The sequence below is a fragment of the Microbispora sp. H10836 genome (genome assembly GCF_012999525.1).
Lineage (GTDB): Bacteria > Actinomycetota > Actinomycetes > Streptosporangiales > Streptosporangiaceae > Microbispora.
In genome coordinates, this window is record NZ_JABBWU010000014.1 from 87,970 (window position 1) to 105,197 (window position 17,228).

Here is a 17,228-nt window from a genome sequence, read left to right on the forward strand (position 1 = left end):
TATCGCCCGTTCCTGTCAGACAGCGTCAGGTATCGGATTGTCATCTGCGTAGTCGTCGCTGGGCGCGCCAACACGACCGTTCGGCGATCGGTGATCTCCCTGTTACCCGGGCTTCCTTACGCTGCCGCCGAGTAACCGTCCCGCTGGTCCGCGTGACGGCCCGTCACGCGGAACTGCCGGGCACGCCTGGTCCGTGTCCGATTGGAGAACGTGTGACGACCCCCCGCGACGACCGCGGCCGAAGCCCGGACTACAGTCCGCTCAACTGGCTGCTCCTGCTGCCGATCGTGATCCCGCTCCTCCCGCCCCTGTTCAACGCGGTGGAACCGCGGCTGTTCGGCATCCCGCTGTTCTACTGGCTACAGCTCGCCTTCATCATCCTCGGCGTCACCACGACCACCCTCGTCTACCGCGCGACGAGGAGGAACCGGTGAAGACCACCGAGATCGTCATCTTCACGATCCTGTTCCTGGTCGTGAGCGGCCTGGGCTTCGTGGCCGCCCGCTGGCGCCGTCCGGACGACCTCGCCAGCCTGAACGAATGGGGCCTCGGCGGCCGAAGCTTCGGCAGCTGGATCACCTGGTTCCTGATCGGCGGCGACCTCTACACGGCGTACACGTTCGTGGCCGTGCCCGCGCTGATCTTCGGCGCGGGCGCCATGGGCTTCTACGCCGTGCCCTACACGGTGGTCGTCTACCCGATGGTGATGCTCGTGCTGGTCCGGCTGTGGTCGGTCTCGCACGTGCACAACCTCGTCACGCCGGCCGACTTCGTCCGGGTGCGCTTCGGCTCCCCCACCCTGGCGCTGCTCGTGGCGATCACCGGCATCGTCGCGACCATGCCGTACATCGCGCTGCAGCTCATCGGCATCGAGGCGGTGCTGAAGACGATGGGGCTGACGGGCGACCTGCCGCTGATCATCGCGTTCGCGATCCTCGCGGCCTACACCTACCAGTCCGGGCTGCGCGCCCCCGCGCTGATCGCGTTCGTCAAGGACTCGCTGATCTACCTGGTGATCCTGGTCGCGATCATCTACATCCCGGCGAAGCTGGGGGGCATGGGCTCGGTCTTCGACGCCGCGAAGGCCAAGTTCGACGCCGCGGGCAGCGGCGGCATCACGCTCAACGCGAACAACCAGCTCCAGTACGTCACACTCGCGTTCGGCTCGGCGCTGGCGCTGTTCCTGTATCCGCACAGCGTCACCGGCATCCTCGCCTCGCGCAACCGGAACGTCATCAAGCGGAACATGTCGGCCCTGCCGGCCTACAGTCTGCTGCTCGGCCTGATCGCGCTGCTGGGCTACATGGCCATCGCGGCCGGGATCACCCCCATCGGCAAGGACAACAACACGATCGTGCCGCGGCTGTTCGACGCGATGTTCCCCGACTGGTTCGCCGGGGTCGCATTCGCCGCGGTCGGCATCGGCGCGCTCGTTCCCGCCGCCATCATGTCGATCGCCGCGGCCAACCTGTTCTCCCGCAACATCTACAAGGAGTACGTCAACCGGAACGCGACCCCCGCCCAGGAGGCCACGGTCAGCAAGGTCGCGTCGCTGGTCGTGAAGGTGGGCGCGGTGCTGTGCATCCTGCTCATCGACCCGCAGTTCTCGATCGACCTGCAGCTCATCGGCGGAGTCATCATCCTGCAGACGCTCCCGTCGGTGGGCCTCGGGCTCTACACCCGGTGGTTCCACCGGGGCGGCCTGATCGCCGGCTGGGCCGCCGGCATGGCGGCCGGGATGCTGCTGCTGTACAACATCGCCAACCCGGCCACCAACCACGCCCACTTCGGCGGCTCGGCCTTCCCACTGTCGCAGTTCGGGTTCGACACCAAGATCACGGTGTACGCCGGCTTCCTCGCGCTGATCGTGAACCTGGTCGTCGCCGTGCTCGGGACCGTCGTGGCCCGCGCGCTCAAGAGCGCGGACGGCCCGGACGGCACCCGGCCAGGGGACTACTTCGCCGACCAGGGCGACCCGCGCGTCCACGAACTGGAGACGACGGCGCCCACGGCCTGACCTCCCTGCCGACTTGTGGCCGGCTTGACGCGGCGCGACGCCCCGCGTGGAGTCGGCCACAAGTGCGCGGTGGGACAAAGAGGCATCACCTCGAACACCGAAGGAGCCAAGGATGCCTCTCAGCAACGACCTGGTCGTCACCGGCGGTCACGTGCTCTGCATGGACCCGGCCCTCCCGGACGGCCCCGCCGACGTCGTCGTCCGCGACGGCGTGATCGTCTCGGCCGGTCCCGCCGCCGAGATCCCCCCGGGCGCCGACGTCGTGGACGCCACCGGCTGCGTGGTGATGCCGGGGCTGGTCGACACCCACCGCCACACCTGGCAGTCGGCGCTGCGCCACATCGGGCTCGACTGGAGCCTGATGGACTACCTCGGGGCCGCGTTCCTCCAGCTCGGGCCGAACTTCCGGCCGCAGGACGTCTACGCGGGCACCCTGCTCGGCGCGCTCGGCGCGCTGGAGTCGGGGATCACCACGCTGGTCGACTGGTCCCACATCCAGAACACCCCCGAGCACAGCGACGCCGCCGTGGCCGCGCTGCGCGACAGCGGGATCCGGGGCGTCTTCGCCTACGGCTGGCCGCAGGTCGATCCGCTCCACTGGGTCGGCGACCACAGCGACGCGGAGCTTCCCGCCGACGTCCGCCGCGTCAGGGACGTGCTCCGCGACGACACCGCCCGCGTCACGATGGCCCTGGCGGCGCGCGGCCCCGAGATGTCGGCCCCCGCCGCCACCCGGCGCGACCTGCTGCTCGCGCGGGAGCTCGGCCTGCGAGTCACCATGCACGTCGGCTCCGCCGGCAAGACCGGCAGCGTCGGGTGGCTGCACGACGAAGGCCTGCTCGACGAGACGGTGACCCTGGTCCACGCGAGCGCGACCGGCGACGACGAGCTGAAGGCCGCCGCCGGCGCGGGCGCGACCGCGAGCGTGTCGCCGTTCATCGAGATGACGATGCCCGGGCTCGGCACACCGGCGACCGGCCGGCTCCTGCGGGCGGGCGTCGTCACCGGCCTCAGCGCCGACACCGAGGTCGCCACCTCCGGAGACATGTTCACGCAGATGCGCGCCGCCCTGGCCCACCACAGGTTCACCCAGGACCCGGCGCCGCTGACCGCCGGCGACCTGCTGCGGATGGTCACCGCCGACGGCGCCGCGGTGGCCGGGCTCGCGGGCGTCACCGGCAGCCTCACGCCCGGCAGGCGGGCCGACCTGATCGTGCTCGCGGCCGACACCCCCGCCGTGGCGCCGGCGCTCGACCCCCGCGCGGCCGTCGTCCTCGCCGGCCACCCCGGGCTGGTCCGCACGGTCGTCTGCGACGGCGTGGTCGTCAAGCGGGATGGCGTGCTCACCGGGCCGGTCGGGCGGGCGATGGACGCCGCGAAGGCGAGCCTCGCCCACCTCCGCGAAGCCGTGCCCGCGATGCCCGTCGCCTGACGCCGCGATGCCGACCGGTGATCGTGGCACAATCCCGGCATGGCGGTCATGTTCCGGGTGCTCGGCCCGGTCGAGGCGTACGTCGACAGCGTTCCCGTCGACCTCGGCGGGCCACGGCCCCGGCTGCTGGTGGCCCGTCTGCTGATCGCCAGGGGCGCGACCGTGTCGGTGGACGCGATCCTCGACGATCTGTACGACGGCGCGCCGCCACCGCGCGCCCAGAACACGCTGCACAGCTACATCTCCACCCTGCGCCGGGTGCTCGAACCCGGCCGCGCTCCCCGCACGCCGTCGTCCGTGCTCCTCAGCCGCCCTCCCGGGTACGCGCTCGGGCCGCACGAGGTGGACGCGGAGGAGTTCGTCCGCCTGGCCCAGGCCGGCGAGCCCGAACGCGCGCTGGCCCTGTGGCGCGGCATGCCGTACGAGGAGTTCGGCGACGTGCCCTGGCTCCGGCCGGAGATCGAGCGGCTCGCCGAGGCCCACCTCGTGACGCGGGAACGGCTCCTGGCCGGGCGGGTCGGCGACCCGCACGTGGTGGGCGAGCTGGAGGCCCTGGTGGCCGCGCACCCCCTGCGCGAGGGGCTGTGGGAGCTGCTCGCCCGCACGCTCTACGCCCTCGGACGGCAGGCGGACGCCCTGGAGGCGCTGCGTACGGCCCGGGCCCGCCTGGCCGACGAACTCGGCCTCGACCCCGGCCCGGCGCTGCGGCGGCTGGAGGAGGCGATCCTCGCCCAGGACCCGGCCCTCGACGGCCCCGGCCACGTGCGGCGGGGCCCCGCCGCACCGGTCGAGGCGCCGGGGGCGGACCGGCCGGAGCGGCGGGCCGTCGGCCGGGGCACGCAGCTCGACCGGCTCGGCGAGCTGGCGCGCGACGTGGCCGGCGGAAGGCCGAGGATCGTGGCGATCTCCGGTGAACCGGGGATCGGCAAGACGTGGCTGACGGAGGCGTTCGCCGAGCGGCGGGCCGCCGAGGGCTGGCTGGTCGCGTGGGGCAGGTGCCACGAGACCTCCGGCGCGCCCGCCCTGTGGCCGTGGCAGCAGGTCGTCAGGGATCTCACGGCCCGGGTGCCCCCTTCCCCTGCCCAGGCCGCCGCCCTGCGGGTCCTGCTCGGCGACACCGCGCGAGACGGCGCCACCGCGCGAGAGGGCACCGCCGCGCGACACGAGACCGCCGGTCGAGACGACACCGCGCGGCCCGGCGATCGGCCGGCCGAGGCGGGCGAGGCCCGGTTCCGGCTGCACCAGGCCACCGCGGCGTACCTGGGGACGGCCGCGGCCGACCGGCCGCTGCTCGTGGTGATCGACGACCTCCAGTGGGCCGACACGGCGTCGCTCGGCCTGCTGTCCGACCTCCCGATGCTGCTGCGCGGCAAGGTCGCGATCGTGGTCACCGTACGGTCCGGCGAGGGGCCGGCCGCGGTGCACGACGCGCTCGGCCTGCTCGGGCGGCACGACGCCCTCCGCCTGCCGCTGGCCGGGCTCGACCCCGCCGCGGTCGCCGAGATGTCCGGGCTGCGCGACGCGGCGGCCGTGGCGGCGCTCGCCGAGCGCACCCGGGGCAACCCGCTGTTCATCCGCGAGACCCTCCGCCTGGCCGAGGACCAGGGCATCGAGCGGGCGCTCACCGGGGTGCCCGAGGGCCTGGCCGACGTGCTGCGCCGCCGCCTGCTCGACCTGCCCGCCCCGTACCGTCCCGCGATCGACGCGGCGGCCGTGCTCGGCACGGGCGCGGACCGGCGGCTGCTGGCCGAGGTCGTCGGGGACGCCTCGGGCACGGACGTGGACGAGGCGCTCGACGCGGCGACCGCCATCCGCGTCCTCGACGAGGACCTGCGCTTCACCCACGACCTCATCCGGGAGACGGTCTACGCCGACATCCCGCCGCGCCGCCGGGCCGGGCTCCACCTGGCCGCGCTGCGGGCGCTCCGGCTACGGCCGGGGGCCGACCTCGCGGTCCTCGCCAGGCACGCGCTGGCCGCCGGGCCGGGCGCCGCGGCCGACGCGGTGCGCTGGGCCTCGGCCACCGCGCGGCAGGCGGCCGGCCGGCACGCCTACGAGGATGCCGCGCAGTGGTGGCGGCGCGCGGTCGAGGCGCACGGGACGTTGCCCGGCGCGGACCCGGCCGGGCACGTGGAACTGCTGCTGGAGCTGGTCCGCGCGCAGCTCGCCGCCGGCGACGGCGTCTCGGCCCGGCAGACCAGGGTGGAGGCGGTGCTCGCGGCCGACGGGCCGGGTGATCCGCTGCTCGCCGCCCGCGCGCTGACCAGCCTCGACGCTCCCGCGCTGTGGAAGATGTACGCGTACGGCGACATGGAGCTGCAGGTGGTGCGGCGGATCGAGGACGCGCTGGCCGCCCTGCCCGAGGAGGACTCCGAGCTGCGCTGCCGGCTGCTCGGCTGCCTGGGGATGGAACGTTACGACAGCTCGGCCGATCCCCGGTGCGACACGGCCACCGCCGAGGCGCTGGCGATGGCCCGCCGCCTGGTCGCGCGGGGCGAGGCGGGCGAGGAGCTGCTCGGGTTCACGCTCAACGCGCGCTTCCTCGGTGTGCACCTGCCGGAGCGCATACCGGAGATCGACGCCATCGGCGAGGAGCTCACCCGGCTCGGGCCGCCCGGGTTCGAACTGCTCGGCCACATGATCAGGGAACGTTCCCGGATGGAGCTGTTCGACGTGGCCGGGGCCGACCGGGCCGCCGAGCGGGCGGCCGTGCTGGTCCAGCGGCTCGACCTGCCCTGGCCGCGGTTCCAGCAGTTCATGTACGCGGGCGCCCGGCGCCTGCTGGAGGGCGACTTCGACGGCTCGGGCGAGGCGTACGCCGCGGCGGCGGAGGCGGGCGAGCGGCTCAACCTCTGGTACACGAGCACCGTGCTCGCCTCCGCGCTGCTCGCCCGGCAGTTCACGATGCGGGAGACCGACGGCGTCGAGGAGTTGATGGAGCAGTATTCCCCCTTCCCGGCCCACCGGCAGGTGATGGGCGTGCTCTTCGGGGACTGGCGGGGCGACCGCGCGCCGGCCGCGGCTGCGCGCGAGCAGGGCTGGCACGCGCTTCCGCGTGACTTCGGCGAACTGCCCGGGATATGCCTGCTGGGCGAGGCCCAGATCGTCGCGGGCGACCACGAGGCGTGCGCCCGGACCTATCGCAGGCTCATGCCGTACGAGGACAGGATCGCCTTCGGGGCCGGGACGTTCTGCGCCGGGCCGGTCGGCTACTTCCTGGGGCGGCTGGCCCACCTGGGCCGGACCGCCGATCCGGAGACGGCGCGGGCGCACCTGGAGGCGGCCGGGAAGCGGTGCGCGGCGGCCGGGCTGACCTGGTGGGCGGCGCGCATCGCGGCCCAACGCGAGGCCGTACGCGGGTGACGACCGGGCGGAGAGCGGGCCGCAAGCCGGCGTTGAGTCGCGGTGAAGGCGGGTCCCGCATCGTGGGGCCATGACAACACCGACGCAGACCCGGCGCCGACCGGGTGAACCCGCTCCCGACCTCGTCACGTTCCTCGTCTTCCACGCCGGCCTGCGGCGCGAGTTCGGCAGGCTGGCCGAGGTCCTCGACCGCTGCGACCCCCGCGACGAGCGGCGCCGCGCGGTCGTCGACGAGCACCTCGCGCTGCTGCTGCGCGCCCTGCACCACCACCACACCGAGGAGGACGAGGCGATCTGGCCGTTGCTGCGCGGCCTCGTCCCGGAGGCCCGCGCGGTGCTGGACCGGCTGGAGGCCGACCACCAGGAGATGGACGCCGTCATCGGCAGGCTCTCCGCCGGCGGCCGGCCCGTCCGCGAGGTCGCCACGGACCTGCGCGCGCTCGACCGGCTGCTCAACACCCACCTCGACCTGGAGGAATCCGAGGTCGTCCCGCTGATCAGGGAGCACGTCAGCGCGGACTGGTGGGAGGAGTCGGGCAAGAAGGTCGGCAAGAGCCACGGCCGTGACCTCCCGATGCTCGCCGCCTGGCTGGTCGACGTGGCCGCCCCCGCCGACCGCGAACACATCTTCAGGACCGCCCCGGCGATCATGCGGATCCTCTACCGGCTCTCCTGGCGCCGCGCCTACGAGCGCCGGGTCTCCCAGGTTTACGGCTGATCAGGTGTACGGCTGAGCAGGTGTACGGCTGAGCCGCGGTCACCACCCCCGCGACGCAGACGGTGCCCGGCGCGCCTCCCCCTGGCGGAGGTGCCGCCGGGCCGTCAGCTCTGCGTGAAGGCGAGCGGGACGCCGCACGCGTCCTGGGCCGAGACGTAGAAGCCGTCGGGAGTGGCCCGGGTGGGGATCCCGCCGGCCTCGATGAGCCCGCGCGCGGCTGTCACGTCCCTCACGGCGACGGTGTGGGCGGCCAGCAGGGGCACTGCGGGAAGGGAGTGCCCGGGCAGCAGGTCGTCGAGGGCGGCTCGCGGGGCGATCTCCACTCGGCCGTGCCGCAGGGACAGCACGCGCTTGGGGCCCTCGATCCACACGCCGGCGTCGAGCAGCTTCGCATAGCGCTCCTCGTGGGTGTCCACCTCGTCGTCCGGGACGACCAGCAGCACGCTGTGCACGCCGACCGCGCCGTTGGGGTGATCGAGATAGCGGGGCTGGTGGACGTACTGGGGGGTGAAGTGCTGCGTGGCCTGCAGGGCGCCCTCGGGGGTGTGGACGGCGTCGATGCGGACGCTGTCGGCGCGTACGGTCCGCGGCCCCTCGGGGGTCGGCACCTCACGCTCCAGCGCCCTGATCCCGGTGGAGGCCAGCCCCGCCGTGCGCAGCCGCCGTGCCGTCGCGTGGATGTCGCGGGAGCCGAGGGTCACCAGCAGGCCCCTGTAGGTCTCCCGCAGGTGGTGGACGCCCCAGGGGTCGGGGGCGGCCGGGTCGACGATGCCGAGCAGTTCGATGAAGGACTGCCCGAAATAGGCGCACCGGTTGGCGGTGCAGGTGGGCGTCAGGGGGCCACCGGGCCGCTCCGCGAGCAGATGCGGGGAGACGGGGCTGAGCGTGAAGCCGAGGGCCTCGTAACGGGCCGACGCCGCGGCGAGGTCGGTGGTGATGAGCACGGTGTGATCGATGTGGTCGACGTCGGGGGCCGTACCGGGAGCATTCATGATCGTGTTCCTTGGGGCTCGTCGAGGCGCGCGTCCCGCGCGCCTGGCAGTGATCGGCTCTGGTTCACACGGCCGCCGCGACGGCGGCGGCGACGAAGAGCACCTGCAGGGCGGTGCGTGCGGGCAGCGGAGTCACCGGCTTTCCCGCCAGGGTGAGGCCGCGCCGCGCCGCCGACACGTTGGCCGGGAACATGGCGATCATGAGCAGCGCGAGCCCGATCGCGGCGTACGGCGCGGTCGGCGGCAGCAGCAGTCCGGCCGCGCCGGCCAGCTCCAGCACCCCGGTGAGGGTGACCAGCAGGGCGGGCCGGGGGAACGCCGCGGGGATCATGGCGACGAAGTCCCGACGCCACGAGGGCAGGAAGTGCGGCACACCGGTGAAGACGAACATCAACGCCAGAGCGCCGCGCAGTGCGGGCTGCCAGCCGTCCAGCATGTCGACGCCGGCCAGGCCCAGCAGCCGCAGGGCGGCGAAACCCCCGACGAGGGCGATGAAGGGAACCATCCCTCCTCCAATCTTGTCATTGGCTAGATTGGAGGAGGTTCAGTATCTTGTCAACGTCAAGATAGAGTGGGCCGCCCAGAGGCAGCCCAGCGCGGAGGTGAGCGAGATCAACGAGCCGGCCTACCATCACGGCAATTTGCGGCGGGCCGTCATCGACGCCGCCCTCCAGGCCATCGGCGAGTCCGGTCCGGCCGGATGGAGCCTGCGTGAGCTGGCCCGCCGTGCGGGCGTCTCGCACGCCGCGCCCGCGCACCACTTCGGCGACAAGACGGGACTGCTGACGGCCGTGGCCGCCGAGGGCTTCGAACTGTTCGCCGACAGCCTGGAACGCGCGGCCGGGGACGACGTCTTCGCGGTGGGGGTGGCCTACGTGCGCTTCGCCATCGACCACAGGCCCTACTTCGAGGTGATGTTCCGTCCGGAGCTGTATCGCGCGGACGATCCGGGGATGCGATCGGCGCGTGAGCGTGCCGCCCACGTGCTCGTCACCAGCGCGGGCACGGTGTCGCCGAGCCCCGCGCAGGACCGGCTGACCACGATCGCGGCGTGGTCGCTCGCCCACGGTTTCGCCGGCCTGTGGCTCAGCGGCTCCCTGCCGGAGAGCGCCGAGGGCGATCCGGAGACGATCGCCCGCGCGCTCGTCGAGCTCGTCTTCGGTTCCCTGGGCAGGACCGGATCGCAGTAGGCGGCGTCACGCGGGTCGCGGGCTCCGCCCTGTGACCCCGGCAACCCGGGTCGTCCTGCTCGATCGCCCCTATAAGAGCTGCCGGAATTGTGACTATGCCGGGGCGTGGAGCGATCCCTATGCTCTCCTCGAAATGGTGCGCTTATGGGTTCTCGGCCAGTTTCGGGCCGAAGTGGGCGGGCATCCGGTCGACCTCGGACCGCCGCTCCAGCGGGCGGTGCTGGCGAGACTGGTCTGCGCCGGCGGGCACGTGGTCTCGACCGACCGGTTCATCGACGATCTGTGGCAGGGCCAGCCCCCGCCGAAGGCCCTGGGCGCGCTGCAGGTCTACATCTCCAACCTCCGCCGCGCCCTCGAACCCGACCGCGCGCCGCGGACTCCGGCGAGGGTCCTGGTGACCGCTCCACCCGGATATGTGCTGCGCCTCGACGCCGACGCCGTGGACGCGTGGCGCTTCCCCACACTGATGGACACGGCGTCGAGTCTCCTCAGCGAGAGTAAGCCGGCCGAGGCGCTGCGCACGCTCGACGAGGCCCTGTCGCTGTGGAAGGGGTCCGCCTTCGCCGAGTTCGGCGACGAGGACTGGGCGGTGCCGGAGGCGGCCCGGCTGGAAGAGACGCGGATGCTGGCCGCCGAGTATCGCGCGGAGGCGAAACTCGCGCTCGGCCGGCACGCCGAGATCGTGCCGGAGCTGGAGCGGCACGTCGCCGACCATCCGCTGCGCGAGGACGCCGTACGTCTCCTGGCCCTCGCCTACTACCGCTCGGGGCGGCAGGCCGACGCCCTGACGGCGCTGCGCAGGACCCGGGCCAAGCTGGCGGAGGAACTGGGCATGGACCCGGGCCCCGCCCTGCGCGCCCTCGAGGCCGGCATCCTCACGCACAGCGAAGCCCTCGACGCGCCGAAGACCGCCGCCGCGCCGGTGAATCCCACCCCGCCGGCCCCACCATCCCCGGCCACGCAGTCATCGGCCGCACCGCCGGCCGACGCCGCGCCGGCTCGGATGCTCGGCCGTACGGCGGAGCTCGGCCGCCTGGTCTCCGCCGCCGAGCAGGCCAGGCACGGGTTCCGCGTGGCCTGGCTGGGCGGCGACCCCGGCGCGGGCAAGAGCACGCTGGCCGACGCCCTGCTGCGGCGCCTCGGCGACGAGGGCTGGCGGGCCGCGGTCGGCCGGTGCCCCGAGACGCTCGGCGGCGTGCCGCCCGCGTGGGCGTGGACCGAGGTCCTGCGGACCCTGTTCACGGTCCATCCCCCCGACCCCGGGACGGAGGCGCGGCTCGCGCCACTGTTGCGGGAGGACTCCCCCGGCGCCGGTCAGTTCCTGCTGGCCCAGGCGGTGGGCGACTACCTGGAGAGCGTTCCGGGGCCGCTGCTGCTCGTGCTGGAGGACGTCCACCGCGCCGACGACGCCACTTTGCAGCTGCTGCGTCATCTGGCGGCGAGGCTGGCGGGCGTCCCCGTTCTGGTGGTCCTGACGCACCGGCCGTCGGAGGCGGGCGACCATCTGATGGCGGCGGGGGCCGCTCTGGCCGTGCAGGCGGCGGAGAACGTGACGCTCGCGGGGCTGGGCGAGGACGATGTCCGCCGCCTGCTGCTGGAGCGCTCCGGGGTGGAGGCCGACCCGCACACGGTCCACACGGTCACGGAACGGACCGGCGGCAACCCGCTGTTCGTGGCCGAGACCGCGCGACTGATGGCGACGGAGGGAGCCGCGGCGGCCCGCTCGCTGCCACCCGGGGTCCGCGACCTCATCCGCAGGCGGATCGCCCGCCTCCCCGCGACCGCCCAGACGACCCTGCGTAACGCCGCCGTCATGGGCAGGGACGCCGATGTCGACGTGCTGGTCGCCGTGCAGAACGCCGACGAGGAGACCGTCCTCGACGGCCTGGAGGCGGGAGTGCTCGCCGGGCTGCTCACCGAGCCGGCTCCGGGCATGGTGCGGTTCACCCACGTGCTCGTCCGCGAGACCCTCTACGAGGACATCCCCCGGCTGCGCCGTACACGGCTGCACGCGAAGGTCCTCGCCGCGCTGGAGGGGGTGCACCCGGGCGACGTCGGCGCGCTCGGTTACCACGCGCTGGCCGCCGCCACGGCGGCCACCGCGCGCGAGGCGGCGCGGTACGCGCGGACGGCGGCGGCGCAGGCGTCCGGCGTCTACGCCCACAGCGAGGCGGCGAGCCTGCTGGAGGGCGCGCTCGACGCACTGGAACTGGCGACAGAGCCCTCGGACGACATCCGGCTCGAACTGCTGTGCCGTCTGGTCTCGGCGCGGGCGAGCGCGGGCGACATCATCCGGGCCACGGCCATCCGCGGACGCGCCCTGGCGCTGGCCAGACGACTCGGCGACGTCGGGGCCCTCGCCCGCGTGGCGGTCGCCCTCGACGCCCCCATGATCTGGCAGAACGACAACGAGCTCGACGTCGACATCGTGGAGACCATCCACACCTGCCTGCCCACCGCGACGGGCGAGCTGCGGTGCCGGCTGCTCGCCGCCCTGGCGCAGGAGATGGGCGGCCACGACGAGGAGATCGTCGACAGCGCGAGCGCCGAGGCCGTCGAGATCGCCCGCGACCTCGCCGATCCCCGGCTGCTGTGCCTGGCGCTCGCGGCACGCTACTGGGCGACCTTCGTGCCGGGCCGCCGCGACGAACTGGAGCCGGTCGGGCACGAGCTGCTGGAGGTCTCCGCCCGCGAAGGGCTGCTCGGCTACCAGACGCTCGGCCACCACGCGCTGTGCATGGTCGCGCTCGGCCGCAACGACTGGGCCACGGCCGAACGGCACGCCGGGCGGGCGGTGGAATACTCCACGAGCGGCCAGCTGGGCCTCGTCCTGGCCATCATCGCGTTCCTCGACGCCCTCCGCCTCCTGGTGAAGGGAGAGTTCGAGCAGGCCGAGGCGGCCTACACGGTTCTGTCGGACCGGATGGGAGAGGCCGGAGGGCCCAACGCCGTCTCCTTCCGCAGCCTGGCCCGGTTCGTGGTGCGCCTCGCCTGCGGCCGGGCGCACGAGTCGGTGGCCGAGCTCGCCGACGCCCGCGCCCGGATTCCCGGGGAGATCGACGAGTTCTACGTCAGAGCGCTGGTCGCCGCCGGGCGTCTCGAGGAGGCCCGGTCGGCCTGGCCGGTGGACCGCTGGCCTACGCGGTGGGTCTACCACACGATCAACGTGGCGCTCCGCGCGGACAACGCGATGGCCCTCGGCGCCCGGGCGGTGGCCGAGGAGTGCTATCGCCTTCTCCTTCCGTTCCGGGAGGAGATGGTCGGTCTGCACACGGTGGCGATCACGCTCGGCCCCACCGGCCTCGTGCTGGGGAGGCTGGCGCAGCACCTGGGCGACCCCGCCGCGGCGGCGGAGCACTACGCCACCGCCGCCCGCGTCGCCGGGCAGCTCGACTCACCGCACTGGCGTGAGGAGGCGCTGCGGGCGCGCGAGGAGGTGCTGCGGGCGCCCGACGCGCTGAAACCGTGAGGCCAGAGCCGCCAAGTGGCCGCCAAACAGGCGTTTAGCGGGCGGCGCCACCGTGGTTCCGACACCGATTCGGACATCATGGAGGCTCACCGTGGAGACACCCGACCTCACCGGGATCCGCATCATCCACCGCGCGATGCGCGGCGACCTGCACCGGCTCCGCGCGCTCGCCGAGGACCTCGGGGCGGGACGCCAGCGGGCGGACTCCGCCCGCGCCGCCGCCGTCGCCCGCTACGCGGAGGACATCTGCGGCGCGATCCACCACCACCACAGCAGGGAGGACGAGATCGTCTGGCCGGTCATCGAGCGGTCGGCGGGCGCCGCCGTCGACCTCGCCGACCTCTCCGACGACCACTCCGAGCTCGACCCCCTGCTCGAGCGGGTCCGCGTGGCGGCGCGGGCCTTCGCGGGCGGCCAGGCCGTCTCCGACCTGGCGGCCGCGGTGCGCACGCTGTCGGAGCTCATCGACGAACACATCGAGGAGGAGGAGCGGAGGATCTTCCCGGTCATCGAGAAGTACGTCTCGGCGGCCGACTGGAAGACGATGGAGAAGTCGCTCAAGGGCGGCGGCGACCCGCGCTTCGAGCTCGCCTGGGTCGACCGGTACGCCAGCCCGGAGGAGATGGCGCACATCCGCACGCTGGCCGGGCCGATCCTCAGCCTGCTCCTGACGCTGGCGCGGCCCTCCTACCGGCGCCGCCAGCGGCTCGTCTTCGGGAGCTGAGCGGTCATGGCACGACGCTCCCGTCTGTTCAACAGGGTGATCCGGCACATCTGCGACCGGCAGGTGCGCAGCTACCGCAAAACCGGCGGGCGCAGGCCCGCCACCATGCGCGGCATCCCCGTCCTGCTCCTCACGACGCGAGGCCGCAGGACCGGCCTGCCCAGGACCCGGCCGGTCGGGTACGGCAGGGACGGCCGGCGGTTCGTCGTCATCGCCTCGAACGGAGGCGACGACGCCACTCCCGCCTGGTGGCTCAACCTGCGGGACGACCCCGTCGCGGAGATCGAGGTGGGCGGCGACGGCGGTCTCACCGTGCTCACGGTGCGCGCCGTCGAGGCCACCGGCGAGGAGTACGACCGCCTGTGGCGGACGATGAGCCGGCGGCACCCCGTCTACGAGAAGTACAAGGAGATGACGCGGCGCCGCATCCCTGTGGTGGTGCTCGAACCTCTCGACGCCCTTCCCACGTGACCCGGCCGCCGGACGGACTCGCCGCCGGGCGACGGCCGGGGCGACCGCGGGTGGGGGCCGTGTCCGGTCCCCGCCCCGGCCGCACGCGTACTTCGGCGGCCCGCGCCTGCGCGCCTATTCGTCCCGGGCCGCCCGCCGGGCGTCGAACTCCTCGTCCGGGACGACGAGCTCGTTGCCGGCCAGACCGGCCTCGCCGGCGACCGCGGCGAGTTCGGAGCCGAGCGACTCGTGGGCGGCGGCGCGGTGCCTGCGGCGAACCCGGTCGGTCAGCAGCGACGACAGGGCGGCCACCAGACACGCGGCCAGGGCGAACCAGAAGGCGATGACCAGGCCCTGGTGGAAGGGGCCCGCGATGAGGTGTGGGAAGAACTCCTTGCTCGTCAGATGGGCGCCGCCGTCGGGCAGCCGGTCCAGGACGCCGCCGAGGAGCTCCCGGAACGGGTTGTATCCGAGGAACGCCGCGAACAGCACGGCGATCGGCGGCAGCTGGGCGATGCCCTCGGCCTGCGCGGCGGGCACGCCCTGGGCGACCAGCTCGTCGTGCATGGTGTGCGGCAGCGACTGCGACAGGCCCGCGATCATCAGGCTGAAGAACACGCCGATGGACAGCACCATCGAGGAGTTCTGGAAGGTCGCGGTCATGCCCGCGCCGACGCCGCGGGACTCCGCCGGGACCGAGTTCATGATCTCCGCCCGGTTGGGCGAGGAGAACAGGCCGGACCCGACGCCGTTGACCAGGATGAGCAGCGCGAAGACGCCGTAGCCGAAGTCCGTCGGCAGGGCCATCAGGGCGTAGAAGCTCGCCGCGGTGATCAGGGCGCCGCCGACCGTGAACATCCGCGGCCCGAAGCGGTCCGACAGCCAGCCGGAGACGGGCGCCGACAGCAGGAAGCCAACGGTCAGCGGGATCATGTAGATGCCCGCCCACAGGGGCGTCTCCTCGAAGCTGTAGCCGTGCAGCGGCAGCCAGATGCCCTGCAACCAGATGATCAGCATGAACTGCAGGCCGCCGCGACCGAGGGCGGTGAGCAGGCTGGCGACGTTGCCGGCGAGGAACGCGCGGTTGCGGAACAACGCGAGCCGGAACAACGGCTCGTCCACCCTGGTCTCGATCCAGGCGAACAGCGCCAGCAGCAGGACACCACCGGCGAGCGCGCCGATCACCCAGGGGTTGCCCCAGCCCATCACGCCGGTCCCGTACGGCTGGATGCCGTAGGTGATGCCGACCAGCAGCGCGACGAGGCCGACGGCGAAGGTCGCGTTGCCCCACCAGTCCATCCGCGCCCGGCGCCGCACGCCGTTGTCGCGCAGCTTGACGTACGCCCAGATCGTGCCGAAGACGCCGAACGGCACGGAGACCAGGAAGATCGCCTTCCAGTCGACCGGGGCCAGGACGCCGCCGATGACCAGGCCGAGGAAGGAGCCCGCGATGGCGGCGATCGAGTTGATGCCGAGCGCGGTGCCACGCTGGCGGACGGGGAAGGCGTCGGTCAGGATCGCGGTGGAGTTGGCGAACAGCAGCGCGCCGCCGATGCCCTGCACGATCCGCCATCCGATCAGCCACATCGCCCCGGCGTCGCCGTCCATCCAGGTCAGCGAAAGCATGACCGAGCAGAGGCTGAAGACCGCGAACCCGAGGTTGTACATGCGTACACGGCCGAACATGTCGCCCAGGCGGCCGAACATCACCACCAGCACGGCCGTGACGACCATGAAGCCCATCATCATCCACAGCAGGTAGCCCGTGTTGCCGGGGTCGAGCGGATTGAGGTGGATGCCGCGGAAGACGTCCGGAAGGGCGATCAGCACGATGGACTGGTTGATCGTCACCATCAGGACGCCGAGGGTGGTGTTGGACAGCGCGATCCATTTGTACCGCGAGGGCGGCGCCGACTGCGGCGTCGCTCCCGCCCGGGACTGGTTCGCTACGGCCACGGAGTGGTTCCCCTCCTCTAGGTCCGCACAGCGCACGGCCTGTTTCCGCGCGGCGAGCGACGGACGAACCGTTAGTTAGGACAACTAAATTACCCCGGCCGGATGACATTGATGTATCCCGTCGTGCGCAACAAAGGCCGCCATGGGGCCCTTAAGCGCTTTTGGGCGTTATCTGATGCGTTTTCGGGCAGCGCCGTCGGCGTCAGGACTTGAGCGCGCCGGCGATCACGTCGGCCACGCTGTCCACGACCGTGCCGCGGTCGAGTCCGGGGTTCTCCAGCCACCAGTCGCCGATCGCCTGCACCATGCCGACGAACGCGTGGCCGAGCACCTGGGCGCGCACCGGGTCGGCGACGCCCTCCTCCGCGAGCATCGCGCCCAGTTCCTCGCCGACGCCGCGCACGATGGCGGCCATCCGCGTGCGGGTGCGACTGTCCTCCGCGCTGGCCCGGTGGAACAGGAACCGGTAGAGGTTGGGGTTGGCCGAGATGGTCTCGAGGTAGGCGTCGATGGCGGCGCGGGCGCGTACGCGGGGGTCGGCCATGGCCTTGGCGAACTCCGGGCGCAGCAGGTCGATCACGACACGCGTGTGGCGTTCCGCGAGAGCCTGGTAGAGGCCGCTCTTGTCCCCGAAGTGACGGTAGAGGATGGGCTTGGTGATTCCCGCCTCCGCCGCGATGGCGGCCATCGACGCGTGCGGGCCCTCCCTGCGGATGACCCGGTCGGCCGCGTCGAGCAGGTCCCTGCGCCGCTCCGGACTCCGGCCGCGCTCCCCTGTGCCGCCCGTCGTGAGCCCCGTCATGAGCACAGCATAGGGTCCGTTCCCCGCGTCGCCCCGATCAAGACCGGGGCCGATGGGCGATCACTCCGGTAATGTGCCGGACGCGGGATTTGTGATCGCGGTTTCCGCCGGGTCG

Annotated in this window: 13 protein-coding genes; 9 read left to right on the plus strand and 4 right to left on the minus strand. The window is 73.0% G+C overall.

The window, feature by feature from the left end; translation table 11 throughout:
* The first annotated feature begins 212 nt into the window (after positions 1–212).
* From HHX30_RS41940 to HHX30_RS24975, 5 genes are all read left to right on the plus strand, one after another.
* The gene (locus HHX30_RS41940) at positions 213–434 is read left to right on the plus strand and encodes a DUF3311 domain-containing protein (protein WP_310742053.1); all 222 of its coding nucleotides are present in this window, start codon (positions 213–215) and stop codon (positions 432–434) included.
* Complete coding sequence (gene mctP, locus HHX30_RS24960; protein WP_169984411.1) at positions 431–2,017, plus strand: monocarboxylate uptake permease MctP; 1,587 nt, start codon at positions 431–433, stop codon at positions 2,015–2,017. The genes HHX30_RS41940 and mctP overlap by 4 nt, the downstream gene beginning before the upstream one ends.
* Before the next feature lie 112 nt (positions 2,018–2,129).
* On the plus strand, positions 2,130–3,449 hold the full coding sequence (locus HHX30_RS24965) for an amidohydrolase family protein (protein WP_169984412.1): 1,320 nt from the start codon (positions 2,130–2,132) through the stop codon (positions 3,447–3,449).
* A 39-nt stretch (positions 3,450–3,488) separates the two neighbouring features.
* Positions 3,489–6,812, plus strand: a complete 3,324-nt coding sequence (locus HHX30_RS24970; RefSeq protein WP_169984413.1) for a BTAD domain-containing putative transcriptional regulator — start codon at positions 3,489–3,491, stop codon at positions 6,810–6,812.
* Positions 6,813–6,882: 70 nt separating this feature from the next.
* Positions 6,883–7,530, plus strand: coding sequence for a hemerythrin domain-containing protein (locus HHX30_RS24975; protein WP_169984414.1), 648 nt, complete (start codon positions 6,883–6,885; stop codon positions 7,528–7,530).
* A 104-nt stretch (positions 7,531–7,634) separates the two neighbouring features.
* Here HHX30_RS24975 and HHX30_RS24980 read toward each other — a convergent pair whose 3' ends face one another.
* Together HHX30_RS24980 and HHX30_RS24985 are read right to left on the minus strand one after the other, a co-directional pair.
* Complete coding sequence (locus HHX30_RS24980) at positions 7,635–8,522, minus strand: VOC family protein (protein WP_169984415.1); 888 nt, start codon at positions 8,520–8,522, stop codon at positions 7,635–7,637.
* A gap of 64 nt (positions 8,523–8,586) precedes the next feature.
* Positions 8,587–9,027, minus strand: a complete 441-nt coding sequence (locus HHX30_RS24985) for a DoxX family protein (RefSeq protein ID WP_169984416.1) — start codon at positions 9,025–9,027, stop codon at positions 8,587–8,589.
* Between the two features lie 97 nt (positions 9,028–9,124).
* On the opposite strand from HHX30_RS24985, the gene HHX30_RS24990 reads away from it, so the two are divergent.
* The 4 genes from HHX30_RS24990 (at position 9,125) to HHX30_RS25005 (ending at position 14,376) form a co-directional block, all read left to right on the plus strand.
* Positions 9,125–9,712 carry a TetR/AcrR family transcriptional regulator gene (locus HHX30_RS24990; RefSeq protein ID WP_311922856.1) on the plus strand — a complete coding sequence of 196 codons (588 nt, stop codon included), beginning with the start codon at positions 9,125–9,127 and terminating at the stop codon, positions 9,710–9,712.
* A 133-nt stretch (positions 9,713–9,845) separates the two neighbouring features.
* Positions 9,846–13,181, plus strand: coding sequence for a BTAD domain-containing putative transcriptional regulator (locus HHX30_RS24995; RefSeq protein WP_169984418.1), 3,336 nt, complete (start codon positions 9,846–9,848; stop codon positions 13,179–13,181).
* A gap of 91 nt (positions 13,182–13,272) precedes the next feature.
* Complete coding sequence (locus HHX30_RS25000; protein ID WP_311922857.1) at positions 13,273–13,905, plus strand: hemerythrin domain-containing protein; 633 nt, start codon at positions 13,273–13,275, stop codon at positions 13,903–13,905.
* Between the two features lie 6 nt (positions 13,906–13,911).
* The gene (locus tag HHX30_RS25005; RefSeq protein ID WP_169984419.1) at positions 13,912–14,376 is read left to right on the plus strand and encodes a nitroreductase/quinone reductase family protein; all 465 of its coding nucleotides are present in this window, start codon (positions 13,912–13,914) and stop codon (positions 14,374–14,376) included.
* A gap of 114 nt (positions 14,377–14,490) precedes the next feature.
* Here the strand turns inward: HHX30_RS25005 and HHX30_RS25010 are convergent, their stop codons facing one another.
* Positions 14,491–16,311 carry an MFS transporter gene (locus HHX30_RS25010; protein WP_310742051.1) on the minus strand — a complete coding sequence of 607 codons (1,821 nt, stop codon included), beginning with the start codon at positions 16,309–16,311 and terminating at the stop codon, positions 14,491–14,493.
* A gap of 202 nt (positions 16,312–16,513) precedes the next feature.
* Positions 16,514–17,113, minus strand: a complete 600-nt coding sequence (locus HHX30_RS25015) for a TetR family transcriptional regulator (RefSeq protein ID WP_169984420.1) — start codon at positions 17,111–17,113, stop codon at positions 16,514–16,516.
* Between the last annotated feature and the right edge of the window lie 115 nt (positions 17,114–17,228).

Bases quoted from the DNA above. Each gene is read 5' to 3' on its own strand.
- HHX30_RS24975 (WP_169984414.1), top strand. From the start codon at position 6,883: ATGACAACACCGACGCAGACCCGGCGCCGACCGGGTGAACCCGCTCCC.
- HHX30_RS24995 (WP_169984418.1), top strand. From the start codon at position 9,846: ATGGTGCGCTTATGGGTTCTCGGCCAGTTTCGGGCCGAAGTGGGCGGG.
- HHX30_RS25015 (WP_169984420.1), bottom strand. From the start codon at position 17,113: ATGACGGGGCTCACGACGGGCGGCACAGGGGAGCGCGGCCGGAGTCCG.
- HHX30_RS24985 (WP_169984416.1), bottom strand. From the start codon at position 9,027: ATGGTTCCCTTCATCGCCCTCGTCGGGGGTTTCGCCGCCCTGCGGCTG.
- HHX30_RS25005 (WP_169984419.1), top strand. From the start codon at position 13,912: ATGGCACGACGCTCCCGTCTGTTCAACAGGGTGATCCGGCACATCTGC.
- HHX30_RS24980 (WP_169984415.1), bottom strand. From the start codon at position 8,522: ATGAATGCTCCCGGTACGGCCCCCGACGTCGACCACATCGATCACACC.
- HHX30_RS24970 (WP_169984413.1), top strand. From the start codon at position 3,489: ATGGCGGTCATGTTCCGGGTGCTCGGCCCGGTCGAGGCGTACGTCGAC.
- HHX30_RS24965 (WP_169984412.1), top strand. From the start codon at position 2,130: ATGCCTCTCAGCAACGACCTGGTCGTCACCGGCGGTCACGTGCTCTGC.